The organism is Sutcliffiella horikoshii (assembly GCF_008180725.1).
Taxonomy (GTDB): Bacteria; Bacillota; Bacilli; order Bacillales; family Bacillaceae_I; genus Sutcliffiella_A; species Sutcliffiella_A horikoshii_B.
The window spans coordinates 24,356-40,743 of the sequence record NZ_VTEV01000001.1; the positions used below are offsets into that span (position 1 = coordinate 24,356).

The 16,388-nt window shown below is 37.7% G+C and carries 13 protein-coding genes; 12 read left to right on the forward strand and 1 reads right to left on the reverse strand.

The window, feature by feature from the left end:
- Positions 1-947: 947 nt before the first annotated feature.
- Positions 948-2,927, forward strand: coding sequence for a penicillin-binding transpeptidase domain-containing protein (locus tag FZC76_RS00130; protein WP_187441908.1), 1,980 nt, complete (start codon positions 948-950; stop codon positions 2,925-2,927).
- An 18-nt stretch (positions 2,928-2,945) separates the two neighbouring features.
- The gene (locus FZC76_RS00135) at positions 2,946-3,224 is read left to right on the forward strand and encodes a DUF1871 family protein (protein WP_148986257.1); all 279 of its coding nucleotides are present in this window, start codon (positions 2,946-2,948) and stop codon (positions 3,222-3,224) included.
- A gap of 51 nt (positions 3,225-3,275) precedes the next feature.
- Here the strand turns inward: FZC76_RS00135 and FZC76_RS00140 are convergent, their stop codons facing one another.
- Positions 3,276-3,806, reverse strand: coding sequence for a YceI family protein (locus FZC76_RS00140; protein ID WP_148986258.1), 531 nt, complete (start codon positions 3,804-3,806; stop codon positions 3,276-3,278).
- A gap of 214 nt (positions 3,807-4,020) precedes the next feature.
- Here FZC76_RS00140 and FZC76_RS00145 point away from each other — a divergent pair, with 214 nt between their 5' ends.
- The 10 genes from FZC76_RS00145 (at position 4,021) to FZC76_RS00190 (ending at position 16,339) form a co-directional block, all read left to right on the forward strand.
- Positions 4,021-4,794, forward strand: a complete 774-nt coding sequence (locus FZC76_RS00145) for a S1C family serine protease (protein WP_148986259.1) — start codon at positions 4,021-4,023, stop codon at positions 4,792-4,794.
- 45 nt (positions 4,795-4,839) lie between these two features.
- Complete coding sequence (locus FZC76_RS00150; RefSeq protein ID WP_148986260.1) at positions 4,840-7,428, forward strand: DEAD/DEAH box helicase; 2,589 nt, start codon at positions 4,840-4,842, stop codon at positions 7,426-7,428.
- Between the two features lie 117 nt (positions 7,429-7,545).
- Positions 7,546-9,033 carry a hypothetical protein gene (locus FZC76_RS00155; RefSeq protein WP_148986261.1) on the forward strand — a complete coding sequence of 496 codons (1,488 nt, stop codon included), beginning with the start codon at positions 7,546-7,548 and terminating at the stop codon, positions 9,031-9,033.
- Between the two features lie 214 nt (positions 9,034-9,247).
- On the forward strand, positions 9,248-10,990 hold the full coding sequence (locus FZC76_RS00160; protein WP_148986262.1) for a carbon starvation CstA family protein: 1,743 nt from the start codon (positions 9,248-9,250) through the stop codon (positions 10,988-10,990).
- 72 nt (positions 10,991-11,062) lie between these two features.
- On the forward strand, positions 11,063-11,326 hold the full coding sequence (locus tag FZC76_RS00165) for a cory-CC-star protein (protein ID WP_148986263.1): 264 nt from the start codon (positions 11,063-11,065) through the stop codon (positions 11,324-11,326).
- Positions 11,327-11,337: 11 nt separating this feature from the next.
- The gene (locus FZC76_RS00170) at positions 11,338-12,291 is read left to right on the forward strand and encodes an ArsA family ATPase (RefSeq protein WP_148986264.1); all 954 of its coding nucleotides are present in this window, start codon (positions 11,338-11,340) and stop codon (positions 12,289-12,291) included.
- 85 nt (positions 12,292-12,376) lie between these two features.
- A complete protein-coding gene (locus FZC76_RS00175; protein WP_148986265.1) occupies positions 12,377-13,288 on the forward strand; it encodes a CBASS cGAMP-activated phospholipase in 912 nt (303 codons plus the stop codon).
- Between the two features lie 66 nt (positions 13,289-13,354).
- Positions 13,355-14,176 carry an adenosylmethionine decarboxylase gene (speD, locus tag FZC76_RS00180; protein WP_148986266.1) on the forward strand — a complete coding sequence of 274 codons (822 nt, stop codon included), beginning with the start codon at positions 13,355-13,357 and terminating at the stop codon, positions 14,174-14,176.
- A 113-nt stretch (positions 14,177-14,289) separates the two neighbouring features.
- Positions 14,290-14,727, forward strand: a complete 438-nt coding sequence (locus FZC76_RS00185; protein ID WP_148986267.1) for a YrvL family regulatory protein — start codon at positions 14,290-14,292, stop codon at positions 14,725-14,727.
- 109 nt (positions 14,728-14,836) lie between these two features.
- Positions 14,837-16,339, forward strand: a complete 1,503-nt coding sequence (locus tag FZC76_RS00190; RefSeq protein WP_148986268.1) for a helix-turn-helix domain-containing protein — start codon at positions 14,837-14,839, stop codon at positions 16,337-16,339.
- Positions 16,340-16,388 lie beyond the last annotated feature (49 nt).

Below are 16,388 nucleotides of genomic sequence, written 5' to 3' on the forward strand. Positions count from 1 at the left end.
TGCACTAGTTGTTATTAAACTTGGAAATGAAGACCTCTTTCTTAAAATATCCTTGAATCAGAAGTCTTCAAGAAGCTTATGAGGACCTCTCTCTGCTGAAAACTGGCTCACTGAGGTCTTCATAAAGGCTATGAGGACCTCTCTCTGCTGAAAACTGGCTCACTGAGGTCTTCATAAAGGCTATGAGGACCTCTCTCTGCTGAAAACTGGCTCACTGAGGTCTTCATAAAGGCTATGAGGACCTCTCTCTGCTAAAAACTATCTCATAGAAGTCTTCATAACGGCTGCGAGGACCTCTCTCTGCTGAAAACTGGCTCACTGAGGTCTTCATAAAGGCTATGAGGACCTCTATTTGTTAAAAACAGGCTCACTGAGATCTTCATAAAGGCTATGAGGACCTCTCTCAGCTGAAAACAGGCTCACTGAGGTCTTCATAACGGCTATGAGGACCTCTCTCAGCTGAAAACTGGCTCACTGAGGTCTTCATAAAGGCTATGAGGACCTCTCTCAGCTGAAAACAGGCTCACTGAGGTCTTCATAAAGGCTATGAGGACCTTTCTCTGCTAAAAACTGGCTCACTGAGGTCTTCATAACGGCTATGAGGACCTCTCTCAGCTAAAAACAGGCTCACTGAGGTCTTCATAACGGCTATGAGGACCTCTCTCAGCTAAAAACTGGCTCACTGAGGTCTTCATAAAGGCTATGAGGACCTCTCTCTGCTAAAAACTATCTCATAGAAGTCTTCATGAAGCTTATGAGGACCTCTCTCTATTAACAACCGCTTTCCCTTAGGTCTTCAAAATGGTTTTAAGACAACTCTTACAATCAAGAATATTTATATGATGCTATGCTGGCTATTCCAAGAAACAATAGAATCATTTTCCTTTTATCAAATTGGAAATTCATGTATCCTTTAACTAAACGGACAAGAGAGGATGGGGGCTTCATTGAAAAAGATAGTATTTATAATAGTTATGTCGATGATACTAGCCGGGTGTCAAAAAGAACCCGTCAATCCTTATGAAGTATTAAACGACTACATAACCACATGGGAGGAACAAGATTTCTCCAGTATGTACGAGGAATTTCTCCAATCAGATTCAAAAGAAAACGTACCGCTGCAACTTTTTGAAGATAAACATAAAGAGGTTTATGACCTTTTTGAAATGGAAAACTTAAAAATAGAAGTGTTAGATCAAGATATCGAATGGGAAGAACAAGAAACCGTCACTATCCCAGGTAAGATCACGTATGACACATTTGCTAGAAAAATAGATTACGAAGTGAATTTTGTCATGGATAAAGTAGTAGATGAAGAGGAAAACGAAGATTGGTATATCCAATGGGAGCCAAGTTTTATTTTTCCGGAATATGATTTGACAGATGAATTTGTGATTGAGTACACCAAAGCGACACGGGGTGAAATCTTAGACAGCAACGGGAACAAGCTTGCTGCTAATGAGGAAGTAATGAATTTGCAAATTGTTCCAGGTGAGTTTAATGCAGAAAGAGATTTAACAAAACTTGCTGAGATGATTGATATGTCAGAAGAAGAAATAACAGGTCTTTATACGTTAAGCTGGGCACAGCCTCATTATGCCATGCCTATCAAAGATTTCCGTGAAGACGAGAGGGATTTAGTTTTACAATTAATAGAAATTGAAGGAGTTACAAATGGAAGGTCGATGGAACGTGTTTATCCATTTGCAGAAGCAACAGCTCATTTAGTGGGTTATATAGCTGAAGCTACTGCGCAAGATTTAGAAGATTATGAGGGATATGAGCAGGGTGATAGATTAGGTGTTACCGGAATTGAAGGATTATATGAAAAGGAATTAAAAGGCAAGAAAGGCTTGGAAGTAACCCAAGTAAAAGAAGATGGCACTGAAAAAACAATTGCGAGAACAGAGCCAGAACGTGGTAAAGACATTACCTTGACAATTGATGCGAATATGCAACAGAAATTGTATGATGTCATGAAAGATGATGTAGGGCATGCAGCTACCATTGACCCTAGTACCGGAAGGGTGTTAAGTCTTGTGAGTACGCCGGCATATGACCCAAACACTGTTACTATGGGAACTTCACTGAGCAAGAAAAAGAGGCTGGATGAGTTAAAGGAGGCAGGGATCAAGGCTAGTGAAAATCGCTTCCGTGGTACGTACTCCCCAGGCTCCACCATGAAACTCCTAACTTCAATAATCGGTCTCGAAAGCGGCAAGCTTGACCCAAACCACCAATATGACATTCCAGAAAAACAATGGGATATCGGGGGCAGTAAAGTAACCAGGGTATATGAAGACGATACGAAAGTAGATTTAGTTAGTGGATTGAACAACTCAGACAATATTTATTTTGCAAAGGCTGCGATAGACATTGGAAAAGAGGATTTTGAAGAAGGATTGGCGAAATTAGGTATTGGGGAAGAACTTCCTTTCGCTTATCCACCTGTAAGCGACTCTCAAATTTCCAACTCAGGCTCCTTCGACAATGATGTCCTGTTGGCCCACACCGCTTATGGCCAAGGCGAAATTTTATTGAACATTGTCCACCTTGCAAGCATTTACGGTGGAGTAGTAAATGAGGGGTCAATGATGAAGCCATTACTGTTAGAAGAAGAAACTTCTGAAGTATGGAAGGATATTGTGTCGCCTGTGAACGCAAAACTCCTTCAGGATAATCTTAGAAAGACTGTTACAGAAGGGAAATCTAGTGTTGCAAATGTACCAGGACGTGAGATTGCAGGAAAGACCGGTACTGCTGAGATTAATAAAGAAGAAAGATTGGAAAACGGATTATGGGTATCTTACGATCAAAAGAACCCGACATTTTTGACAGCAATGTTGATTGAGGATGTGATTGACAGAGGTGGAAGCAGATACACAATAGAATTGACAAATAAATTTTATGAGGCTCTTTCAAACTAATTAGGGCAGGTGTTATAGATGGAAAGTTTTATTGGTGTGTCTAAGATAAAAAAACAAGAAATTGTCATCCAGATTATCAATGAATGGGATCCGATGGACCTTCTTGCGATGGGAGCGGGGGAAGATAGATACCGAAATGAAATTGATAAAATTGTAGATGCGCTAGATGAAGTTGATTCAGTAGACGAATTAGCAAGGCATATTAAACTGTATATGGACGCTTCTTTTTCCACTGATTTCCCCTCTATAACATGCTTGCAAGTAGCGGTTTTAATTTGGGAAGAAATTAATAAATAAACAAAAAAGGGAATTGCTTTTATTTTTTTAGCAATTCCCTTTTTATTTTATTTATCCTTTAGCAGCTTGTAATTGTAGTGCTATCTTTATTTGATCCCCAACAAGTACACCACCGGCTTCAAGTGGAGCATTCCAAGTCAAGCCATAGTCACTGCGCTTGAGTTTTCCTTCTACTGCAAAACCTGCTTTCTCATTTCCCCAAGGGTCTTGACCAGTTCCTTCAAATACAACAGAGAATGTTTCTGATTTTGTCGTCCCACGAAGAGTAAGATCTCCTGTTACGTTGTATTCGTTTTCGTCTGTTTTTTCAATAGTTGTAGCTTTGAAAGTCATTTTTGGATGGTTATCCACATCAAAGAAATCTCCAGAGCGAAGGTGAGCATCACGGTCGCTACTGCGTGTATCAATACTTGCCACATCCACAATAAACTCAATATCAGCTGTTGTTAAATCTGTTGGATCAGCAACGATTGTTGCATCATATTCATGAAATCCACCTTTTACTGTAGCGAACATCATGTGCTTCACCGAAAAGTCCACTGTGCTGTGGGATTTGTCAACATTCCAAACTGTTTTAGCCATAATAAAATTCCTCCTAAATTCCCTTTTAGTAAAATATCTTTAATTCAAGATTTATAACTTCAAGATAAATTATATGCTCGGTATGTTAAAATGTCAACAACTATTTTTTCCTATTATTTACTCTGTTTTAGAAATATAAGATACAACTCGTGACAAGGGAATATTCTTATGATATGTTGCAGGAAACACCAAATTTGGGAAGAGAGGTGGAGCAGTGAAGAAGGACGAAAATGAAAAATTAGAGGAGTATGGGGAGCCTTCGTTGGAGGATTTCCAAACAACCGAAGAAGAATTAGCAACAAAAGCAAGGAAAAAAGAAAAACGGCAAAAGACAATAAAGTACATAACACTTATTATCATATTGGCCCTATTAGTGAATATTTGGGGCATCTTTCCCCGTATCATGAATATCCCATCCATTCAATTTTTGTTAAAATCCCATGAATTATCAAAAGATAGTGATATACAGGTATGGAAAGAAGCGGTTGTAACCATTAACGGAAATGGGCGAAAAGGAACAGGGTTTGTCGTTTCTGCTGCTGGAATAATTGTTACAAACTTTCATGTTATCGATAATATGAAAGATATACAGGTTTCCTTTTCAAATGGAGAAATTTACTCTGCAGAAATGTTTAAGGAAAATCCTGAAAATGATCTTGCACTATTGAAGGTTGTTGAACTTAAAAAGGAGCTTTCCTCCCTTCGGTTAAGTGAGCAAAAAGTTAAACCAAATAGACCTATATATATTATTGGAAACCCACTCGCACATACATTTATAGTAAATGAGGGTACTTCTGGAGAAATGATTCGTTCCTCTTTACAATCGGAGGTTTTACTCATTGATGTTCCTGTTCATTCAGGTAACAGCGGGAGTCCTGTCCTTACAAAGGATGGACTAGTGGTAGGAGTGGTATATGCAACAACAGAGGAAAACAAGGGATTGGCAATACCAGCTAAACAAATACTAGAGCTTTTAGACATGTATTAAGTCAAACATCTAAAGTCTCTAAACATATATAAAGGAGACTCCACTATGGACAAATTGACCATTATTCATTCTACTTCATTGGATTTAACAAAATACAAGATAGAAGAAGATATTCAACAATATTTTGAAACGAAAGAAGACCTTCCAACCTTTGCAGAATATATGGAAGACCGCAAGCATTATGTGGAACAGATTTGGTACAATGTATGGCTTAATAAAGTAACTAATGATGTTGCACGAAAAGAGAAAAAACACATTTTGAGTGAATGCGGATTTGAAACAGAAGGGGTTGACAAAAAAATCATCAACCAACTGTTTAAAAATGAAATGCGGGAATATGAACCTTTTCATGCAGTAGAGTGGTTACGGCAATCCTCATATACGAATCCGTCAGTATGGGCAGAAAAATACATCCAGGCCCGTAAAGATTTCCAAAAAAGAATGGAAGAAAAACGTTTGCAACTTCGAATGGATGCTGTTACAGATAAGGTTGATCAAGCTGCTCATAAGATAGTGGAAGAAAATCAAGCGAACTACTTCTTATATGTTAGGCACTTTGTAGCCAAGAAAGTAAGAGATGACTTGTTGAACAACCCGAAGTTTGAAGAAACAGAATCCTACAGAAGAGAAGATGTGTTAAAAGAGGCAGGCCCTATGGATGCATCAGACTATCACACTTTGAAGGGTTTTTTCGGTGAGCTGACAGGTGCTGTTCACCAGAGCTTTGATTATTATGAAGAATATTTGGAGTATGAAACATATTATTTTTACTATGAAAAAAGGATTACGGATTATCTGTTTGGTTTTCTTCCCGGCCTTATAATAAATGAGCTTCCTAAAGAAATTTTAACAGACTACGATACCGTGACTTCTGAAGAATTTACAGTATCTAAGCTTAGAAAGTTACTTGCAAACTCTTTTTACTTAATGGTCAATGATTATATGGAACAACTACAAGATGAATTTATTACGGACCTGCTTGAGCTTGCAGAGCAACCTTTTAACTTAGAAATTCACGAGCAATATTTGCAACGAGATATTAATGATCGGAAACGAAAAGAAGAGGAGATTTTGGCAGAGATCCGCCGGAAACAAGAAGAAGAGGAAAGGATGTTAGACGATATTTTCGGAAGGGAGTATATTCCTTCTAACGGTAGGAGCACACGGTATGTTATCCATATTGGAGAAACAAACACAGGAAAGACTTTTCAGGCTTTGCAGAAAATGAAAGAAGCGAAAAGCGGATTATACCTTGCTCCATTACGGCTATTGGCTTTGGAGGTCTATGACACATTAAATTCTGATGGAGTGCCATGCTCACTTAAAACTGGGGAAGAAGAGAAGTTGTCTCTAGGAGCTACCCATTTCTCTAGCACGGTCGAAATGTTTTATGAAAAAGATCATTATGAAGTTATCGTAATTGATGAGGCACAAATGATTGCGGATAAGGACCGTGGTTTTTCTTGGTACAAAGCTATTACAAAGGCCAATGCGGATGAAGTACACATTGTTGGTAGCTTCAGTATGAAAGAAATGGTACTGCAGCTTTTAGGAAATGCGGACATTGAAATTAACGAATATACAAGGGATACACCTCTTCAAGTTGAAGATCGGCCATTCACTCTTAGGGATACAAAAAGAGGGGATGCACTTGTCTGTTTTTCTCGTAAACGGGTTTTAGAAACGGCATCGATTCTTCAGAACAACGGTCATCAAGTCAGCATGATATATGGAAGCATGCCTCCTGAGACGAGAAAGAAGCAGATGCAGCGTTTTATTGATGGAGAAACAACGGTAATCGTTGCTACAGATGCAATCGGGATGGGCTTGAATTTACCGATTAGAAGAGTGGTCTTCTTGCAAAATGAGAAGTTTGATGGTACGCGACGTAGACGTCTGACCTCACAAGAAGTAAAGCAGATTGCCGGTCGGGCTGGCCGTAAAGGAATGTATGAGGTTGGGAAGGTTGCTTTTACAGGAGACATTAAAGCAATGGAAAAGCTTATAGGTGGGAAAGATCGTCAGGTACACACTTTTGCGATTGCCCCAACTAGTTCGATATTAGAGCGATTTCAAAAGTACTCAAACAAGCTTGGTCATTTCTTTGAGCTATGGGATAAGTTCGAAAGTCCTGCGGGTACAGAGAAGGCCACCCTTAGCGAGGAACAAATTTTGTATGAGACAATTGAAGACACCATCATTGAAGCTAGGCTGACGGTTAACGATTTGTATGGTTTTTTACATCTACCATTTTCTACAAAAGAGCAGACCCTAATAAACCAATGGCAGCAAACAATGGAAGCGATTGTCACAAGGGAAGAACTGCCGGAGCCGTTCATGAATAAGGATAGCCTGGAGAATGTGGAGTTATCCTATAAATCCATCGGTCTTCATTTGCTGTTTTTATATAGATTGGACAGAAGGACGGAAGCAACATATTGGGAAAGAATAAGAGAATCATTTAGTGATGAAGTGCATGAACGACTGCAAACAGATGTCAAAATGCGGACAAAGCAGTGCACCAAATGCGGGAAGAAGTTGGATCCTGATTTCAAATATGCAGTATGTGATGCTTGTCACTTTTCCAAACTTCGGAAAAAGCACAAGAACTTTACTATAAAGCGTCCATTCTAGGCTATAATCTTTAAGTTAAAAGAGAGGTGCTACCGCTGGCACTTCTTTTTTTTGAATGTTTTATAAAAACAGTAATACAGTATACAAAGGAGCAACTGAGGGAGAGGTGTGTTCATCGTGTCTACTTGGATTCTACGTGGTGAATCAAAGAATGTACATACAAACACCATTACTTATCATTTAGATATGTATGAACTTGTTCATATAAATCAAATGAAGCAAGGGGACAAAGTATACTATTGTGATCATACTGATTTTATCTGCATTTGCAAGGTAAATACAATTACCATGTACAATCAAATTATCATTACATTAGATGTAATAGAACAGGGAGAGCCACTGCCATTAAAGTTTGTCAGGAAGCTCTGGGGTTTAAAGAATCTGGATATTTTTAAAATAGAGGATATTAAGGTACTGGCACTTGAAAAAGATGAGGATGAAATATTAAATACTTATTGGAAAACACCCGGACCAGTGGAATGTTTGGTGAAATATGATTATCTAGATATATATTTGTTTTTGTACAGTCGAGTTGCAGAAGTTTGGATTGGAGACATTGAAAATCAAAAATCAAAATATCAGTTCTTCAATGCTTTTAGAAAAGAAGAACATTTGTCGATTATGAACTGGGAGGATTTCCAACAATTTAGAAAGCAATCGTCTTTTTTACAAACAACTCTGCCAGTGGAAAGTTTCTTTACTGAACAAAAAGCACCGATCGAACGCTATAGACAATATTTTTTAGATCTTCTTTTTGGTGACGATAGTATTGATAAACGTTTAGACAGCTTCTACAAAGACCCTATACGAAGGTTAATCGGTTTTGGTCATAAAGAAATCGGTGAGTTGATTCATTATCTTTTCCCTAACTTCTTTTGCCGATTTACCAATATAGAGATTATGGCATTAGAAAGATTGTTTAAAGAAGCATCATCCTTGCAGAGTACATATACCATTGGCTCTAAAATTTACCATTACCAAAAACTAATCAACGAAAGTTATTTATTAAATAAGTATTTAAATATTGTAGGTAGGAAAACTGAATTGCCGATATATTATGAGATCAACTGTTTTTTACAATATGTATACGATACACACTCTGAAACTGAAAAAGAAAATGGTGTAAAAAAAGAAGCCTATAAGTCGAAAGAAAAAAAGAAATATTGGATTTACACTATTCAAACTGGAGTTAATACCGATTCTTTTTTTGAAGAAGGCATGCTTACGTTCAATCATGGGAAGCTTGGGAATGTAAAAAACTATTCATCTCGAAAAGAAATATGGAATAGTTACCGGCAAATTTATAGCTCAAAAAAAGTACCTTATATAGAGACTTCAGCTTTATATCAATTTTGTCATGAGATGGAAGAGGACGATTATGTTTTTATTAAGAATGATAAAGAGCAGATTATGGGCTTGGGAAGGGTGTGCTCTCCATACACGTTCCCAAAATTCCCTAACTCTCCATCTTTCAGAAAAATAGAATGGATTCGAACAGGAACCTGGACTGTAAACGGGATGCTATTTTCTAAAAAGCCCCTTGTTAACATTACAGCTAACCAAATCTCATTATCATATCTGCTGGATATAGTTCTTGATAGGTAAAGCACCTCACTAATACCAAGTGAGGTGCTTTTGGCTACTTTAGTGCTTCCGACACATTCAGTTATTAATTGAAAACATGCTACTTTACACCCAGTTTATGACCTGATTATAAAACTAGCGTGCATTTAGTATGAATTTTCAGAATTCTATATTGACAACGCTTTCACTCACTAGTAATCTTTTCTTGTATACATAGAAAGAGGGAGGAATTAGGGTGAATTCTGTTTGGTTGGCAATCATCGGTTTTATCGTATTTGCTCTGGGCTATCGTTATTATTCCAAATTCATCGCAGAAAAGATTTATCGCCTAGATCCTGATTATGTAACACCTGCCCATAAGTACAATGATGGGGTGGATTTTGTACCAACGAAGAAGGTGGTCCTGTGGGGCCATCACTTTTCCTCAGTGGCGGGGGCTTCGCCAATTTTAGGGCCTGCTATTGCACTATATTGGGGATGGGGACCTGCTTTCCTATGGGTCATACTTGGTACTGTTTTTGCAGCTGGTGTTCATGATTTCGGTACACTTGTGCTTTCTGTCCGAAATAAAGGACAATCTATTGGTACCTTAACAGACCGTCTAATCGGAAAGCGCGCAAAAATGCTCTTTTTATTTATCATTTTAATTTTAGTTCTGATGGTAAATGCCGTGTTTGCTTGGGTTATCTCAAACTTGTTCATTAAGTTCCCGGCAGCAGTACTGCCAATTTTCATTGAAATACCAATAGCTATTTGGATTGGGTATGCAGTCTATAAAAGAAAAGCAAAAATGCTGATTCCATCCATTATTGCCCTTGCAGTTATGTATGGTACAGCTGTATTGACAAGTAAGGTTACATTCCTTCAAATTGATTTGGTTCGATACTTTGGAGGAGCGGACAATACAGTAATATTTGGATTAGATGGAGTATCGATGTCATTTTTTATATGGATTATGGTTTTATTAATTTATTGTTATTTTGCTTCGACATTACCTGTTTGGAAATTACTGCAGCCACGTGACTATATCAATTCTCACCAATTAGTCGTTGGCTTATTGATGCTTTACGCAGGTTTACTAGTACTCAGACCTGAACTGACTGCTCCGATAACAAATGAAGTTAGTGATGTTTCTTGGTTCCCATTATTATTTATCACCATTGCCTGTGGGGCCATTTCTGGGTTCCATGGACTAGTTGCTTCGGGTACTACTTCGAAACAACTGGACAAAGAAACAGACGCACGCTTTGTTGGTTATTTGGGATCGGTAGGAGAAGGGATTCTTGCATTAATCTCCATTATTGCGGTTGCGACTTTGTTTGCCAATGCTGGTGATTTCAGGGCAGCTTACTCCGACTTTGGTGCAGCAAGCCTAGGAGGGATGTCCAATTTTATTAACGGTGCGGCACAACTTGCTACAGGTATAGCGATTCCAGCGGATATTGCCAGAACCATTGTAACCGTAATTGTTGTAAGTTTTGCTGCAACTAGCTTGGATACATCCTTACGTCTCATGAGATACATCATTTCTGAAATCGGAAGTGAATATAACTTTAAACCGTTAACAAACATGCATGTCGCAACATCTGTAGCAGTCGTTTCAAGTGCTGCATTGGTGTTGATCCCCAAAGGTCCAAATGGATTTGGTTCAGGAGGTTACTTACTCTGGCCCCTGTTTGGTACAAGTAATCAGCTTTTGGCAGGAGTAAGTTTACTGCTTATATCAGTTTGGTTAAAGAAGCAGGGTAGAAATTTCTTCTATACTTTTGTACCGATGATTTTCATTTTCTCTATGACTCTTTATGCTATGTTTGTACAAGTCGTCTTTCAATGGTCAGGACTGGGTGAAACAGATGCGAACATGTTACTTTTCATTTTAGGTGGAATTATTTTCGTGTTTGCGTTTTGGATTATTTTAGAAGCGTTCAGAGTATTCTTTAAAACTGACAAGTCGCCTCCAATAGATCCGTCCATGTAACATTTAGGCGAGAGGATGAAGCATGTTGCTCATCCTCTTCTTTAATAAAACCAGAAAGGGGTTTCCTTAATAATGGACATTCTGGAAAAATTCAAGAAAGTCATCACTATTTATGATGAAATACTTCAACAACCCCACCGAACTGAGATCGCAAGGGAATTGAGGGAGGAAGAGGACCTGTTCACTTTATTATGTTTTTCAGAAATGCTCGGTCTCCCTAATCCTGCATTTTACTATACGTTGGAGCTATACCCATTTGTCATTGAGAGGTTTCATGATTGGCACCTAAGAATGGGGATGGAGAAATCACCACTAAATGGAATACGCTGCTGTTAGGAGGTAGAAAAATGAGCAAGCTTTTCAACTGTAAAATTATGTTTATCGGTGGCAAAGGGGGGGTTGGAAAATCGACCACAGCTTCTGCTATTGCACACTTCTTATCGGAAGAAGGCAAAAAGGTTTTATTAATATCAACAGATCCAGCCCACAATATTGGGGACATCTTTCATGTAAAGCCAAAAGATAAGGTATTATCGCTCAACACGTACCTTCATCTCTTAGAAATTAGCCCTCAAGCTGAATCAAAGAGATACATTGAAGAGGTAAAAACTAATCTAAAAGGATTAGTAAGAGCAACCATGGTACAAGAGGTACATAGGCAAATTGATTTGGCAAGCGCATCGCCAGGGGCTGATGAGGCCGCACTATTTGATAAAATTACTTCTTTAGTGTTGGAAGAATACCATTCTTTTGACCATATCATATTTGACACTGCTCCAACCGGCCATACCATTCGGCTTTTAACATTACCTGACCTAATGAATGTATGGATCAGCGGCTTGTTGGAAAAGAGAAAAAAGGTTCAGAAAAACTATAGCCAGCTATTAAACGATGGAGAGCCGGTGGAAGACCCGATATTTGAAAAATTACAGGCTAGAAAGCAAAAGTTTGTAAAGGTACGGGATATTCTCCTTGATAAGAAGGTGACGGGTTATGCTTTTGTCCTAAATGCCGAACGACTTCCCATACTGGAAACCCAAAAAGCGATAGATATGTTAGAAATGCAAAACATGGAGGTTTCCACTGTTTTTGTAAATAAGGTCATCCCAGACCATGCAGATGGTGAATTTATGAAAAACCGCAGAGAAAATGAAAGACCATATATACAGAAGATTCATGAAATTTTTCATAAGCAAGAAATAATTAAAACTCCACTTTTTGAACATGACATTTCTAATATAGGCCATTTGAGGAAGTACGCAAATACTCTAACCAATCATTTAACAATGAAGAACTCTTAAGAAAGGAACAAATTACTCCTTTTCTTAGGAGTTTTTTCTTGGTTGAAGGAAAGCCTAAAAGGAAATGAGTACGGGAGATAGGTACATGAAAATGTTATGTCTTGATGGTGGAGGTATCCGGGGAGTATTTGCCGTTTCTATTCTTCAGGAGATGGAGAAAGATTTCAACCAACCAATAGCTGACCTAGTAGACCTTGTTGCAGGAACCAGTACTGGGTCTATTATCGCTTCTTCGATTTCCATCAAAAAGCCAATGAAAGAGGTATTATCAGGTTATAAAAAATACGGAAAACAAATATTTACTCGCCAAGCAAAAATAGGCATTTTTAAAAGCATCTATAGTGATCGTCAGCTTAGACAGTTTATTATACAAGCCTTTGGGAATCGAAAATTGAAGGATATAACAAGTCCTCTGTTAATACCTGCTGTTGATTTAACACATGGCCGACCATTTGTTCACCGTTCCAACTATGGAAACAAGGCAGTAAAGGATTTGACCATTCACTTATGGGATGCGGTGCTTTCCTCTTGTTCTGCACCAGTATATTTTCCCCCAAACAATATCGGCAACGACTATCTCTCCATTGATGGAGGACTGTGGGCAAATAATCCATCTCTGGTTTGTATTACAGAGGGGTTGGAATATTTTAAACTGAAACTTGAAGACATAGAAATTCTCTCTATCGGCACTGGACTTCAAAAAATTGACTTTACCATTCAAAAGGATAAATATTGGGGGGTAAAACAGTGGCTACCGTTTCAATTCCCTTCCATGAAAGTTACGCCAAAATTATTGGACCTCGCCTTGCAATTATCATCAGAATCTGTGTCCTATCAATGTAGGCATCTATTAGGAAGTAATTATATCCGTCTTAATAAGGAATTGGGTGAGGAAGTACCTTTTGATGATGTAACCTATATGGACGAGCTGATCCAACTTGGGCAATCTGTTTACTGCGAACAGAAAAAAGTGATAAGTGAATTCTTGAGTACCTGATTTGTTTTTTTCTATATCAGAAGGGGTACTATAACTGTAGAAAATAAATGAAGGGGGAATTTTGATTTGTCTTCGGAAAAAAGAATCACGCTGCATGAGTTTAATAATTTAACAAAATCCCTGAGTTTTAATATGTATGATATCTGTTATACAAAGACAAAAGAGGAAAGGGAATCTTATATTGATTATATTGACGAACAATATAATGCCGACCGGTTAACAAAGATATTAAAGAACGTCGCCGACCTGATTGGTGCACATGTGCTGAATGTCGCAAAACAGGATTATGTTCCACAAGGAGCAAGTGTGACGGTACTCGTTTCGGAAGGACCCGTAGTGGAAGTACCAACAGAGTCTTATGAAGAATCTCCAGGACCTCTTCCAGATTCCGTGGTATGCCAGCTTGATAAGAGTCATATTACGGTACATACCTATCCGGAATATCATCCTGTCGAAGGGATAAGCACATTTCGGGCCGATATTGACGTATCCACTTGCGGAGAGATTTCACCGTTGAAAGCCTTAAACTATCTGATCCACTCTTTTGAAACAGATATCATGACCATGGATTACCGAGTACGTGGCTTCACAAGAGATATTAACGGTAACAAGCTGTTTATTGACCATGATATCAATTCAATCCAAAACTACATACCAAATGATGTGAAAAGTCATTATGATATGATTGATGTAAATATCTATCAGGAAAATATTTTTCACACAAAGTGCCGCCTAAAGGAGTTTGACTTAAATAATTATTTGTTCGGGTATTCTAAAGACAAACTCTCAGATGATGAAAGATATGAAATTACCAACAAGCTAACAAATGAAATGGACGAAATATTTTATGGCAAAAACATTAATTTTGGACACCGGGAAGAAGAATGAATAACGATTAGTCTGAAAAAGCGATGAGTCCAAGACTTATTGCTTTTTTTGTTGGAATGAATTCCTCTTTAGAAGAATAACTCCTAATAATAGGGTGAAAAGGGGAGATCATTATGGGACAACACAATCATGATCCAAATTTAAGCGGTTCCGATAAACTGATTTTAGCGATTTCTATGACACTTCTTTTTGCATTTGCCCTGCTTATTGTGGGTGGAGCCTTTTTGTTTGGTTTTGCCGGCCTTTTTCAACTCTTTAGTGTCCAATATGAGACAAAAAGTTCGTTGATTTCCTATATTGTTTTACTCATACCATTAACTTTAATTTTTGAAATAGCAACCATGACCTTTTTAATTCGAATTTTGCCCCGATTAAGGAGGAGGTGGATTATTACTGTTTCACGAATAGGGATTACATTTCTTTTCATATGGATTCCTTTATATCTTACAGACGAATGGATAAAGGGGATCACAGTCCCATTGTATACAGAATTGATTGCAACTAGTTTGTTGCTTGTTTTAGATAGCTTGGTAGAAAAAAAGCATTTCTAAGAATGAATTTGAACCTTTAGAACCAAATCCTTATCACTCTATTGCAATTGATAATCATTATCATGTATAATAGGATAATCTTAAAGAATGAATGTAAGGGGAAAACGTAATGTACACAATTACACATCACTTATTAGAGGAAGGAGAAGAGCTAATTGCACCTCCTTCCATTATTTATGTTGCAGCTAATTCAGCTGCTGTTAAAAATATAAACTTGTCTGATATACAGCAACTATCCAAGGGAAAAGCCTATTGGTTGAAGAACGGCTCTATCGTGTCACCTGCAAACAAATATTTAAAGATATATATCATTGAATTAAAGGATATGAAACAAGAAAATATTTATTTCACCGTTACGGAACCCAGTAAAATATGCCCAATTTTAGATGAGCTGATTATCCTTCAAAAAAGCAAATCATTTTTGGACCGTTGTAATTTTCAAGCAAAGCTATGGAATTTGATTGGTAGCATGGCAGAAGTGCAACCGTTAGATGATATTGAACAAACCATAACCTATATTTACAAGAACTCTCATAAACATTTTACTGTTCAGGATCTTGCTGCTAAAGCTCGTATGACGCCCGTTTCCTTTGCAAGGGCTTTTAAGAAGAAAACAGGTATTCCACCAAAAGAATTTGTTCTTGATACGAAAATAAAAAAAGCCAAGGAATTAATTGTGCAAAATAAAGGGATAAATATTAAAGATGTGGCTCTTCAAATAGGTATCCAAGACGAGTTTTACTTTAGTCGTTTATTTAAAAAACGTGAAGGGTTATCGCCAACTATTTACATAAAAAAAATTCAAGATCGAGTGGCAGTGGTCAGTCAATTATTTTTACAAGACCACCTACTATCATTAGGCATTCAACCGGTGGCCGCTCCTGTGTATCCTAGTATTTATCCAAAAACAAATGGAATTCCCTCTTACCTAGAAAAACCTTTAGAGGGTACATTACTTTTAAACGCAGAAAAAACTATTAACTCCAAAGATATTATGACAGTCGATCCTGATTGTATTATAAAGACCTCTCTTCACCATGGGGAACAACAGACACTTACATGGATGAAAAATAAGGATGTTCACTTGATAGATTTTCAGAAATCATGGGATGATTATTTAGATCAAATTGCTCAATTTTTTGGTAGAGAAGAGGCGGGAGCTACCATCAAGAAAGAAATGAGGCTAATAGAGAAACGCGCAAAAGAGATGCTTAAAGGTGTAGCCAAAAGTGGGGAATGGGCAGTAGTATGGGTAAGAAGTGAGGAAATTAGACTTTACGGTGCTTCTAATCATGCTTGCATGGATCTGTTGTATAAAACACTAGAATTTACACCTCATCAAGGTTTGCCCAAGAGTGGGTATATTACCATAACTGTTAATGATCTATTGGAACTTAACCCGGATAAAATTCTATTCTTATGGAGTACTAAAGCAGCGGTAGATAAGGTTGCAAAGGATCCTGTATGGGACAAACTAAGAGCAGTTGAGAATAAGGAAATTTATATACCAAGCAGCCATGAATGGGATCCATGGGGACCATTGGGAAGAAAACATATGATTGAAGGACTAATTAGCTATTTTAACTTAGATAAAAAACTTCTTTATATGTGATGAGTAAATTTTGTCTATGTCGAAAGATAGATTTGTGCATGGATACTTT

What these genes read in the sequence shown, in the direction of transcription:
- FZC76_RS00135 (WP_148986257.1), top strand. Translation starts at nt 2,946, where the DNA reads ATGGAAAGTTTTATTGGTGTGTCTAAGATAAAAAAACAAGAAATTGTC.
- FZC76_RS00140 (WP_148986258.1), bottom strand. Translation starts at nt 3,806, where the DNA reads ATGGCTAAAACAGTTTGGAATGTTGACAAATCCCACAGCACAGTGGAC.
- FZC76_RS00150 (WP_148986260.1), top strand. Translation starts at nt 4,840, where the DNA reads ATGGACAAATTGACCATTATTCATTCTACTTCATTGGATTTAACAAAA.
- FZC76_RS00165 (WP_148986263.1), top strand. Translation starts at nt 11,063, where the DNA reads ATGGACATTCTGGAAAAATTCAAGAAAGTCATCACTATTTATGATGAA.
- FZC76_RS00170 (WP_148986264.1), top strand. Translation starts at nt 11,338, where the DNA reads ATGAGCAAGCTTTTCAACTGTAAAATTATGTTTATCGGTGGCAAAGGG.
- FZC76_RS00175 (WP_148986265.1), top strand. Translation starts at nt 12,377, where the DNA reads ATGAAAATGTTATGTCTTGATGGTGGAGGTATCCGGGGAGTATTTGCC.
- FZC76_RS00185 (WP_148986267.1), top strand. Translation starts at nt 14,290, where the DNA reads ATGGGACAACACAATCATGATCCAAATTTAAGCGGTTCCGATAAACTG.
- FZC76_RS00190 (WP_148986268.1), top strand. Translation starts at nt 14,837, where the DNA reads ATGTACACAATTACACATCACTTATTAGAGGAAGGAGAAGAGCTAATT.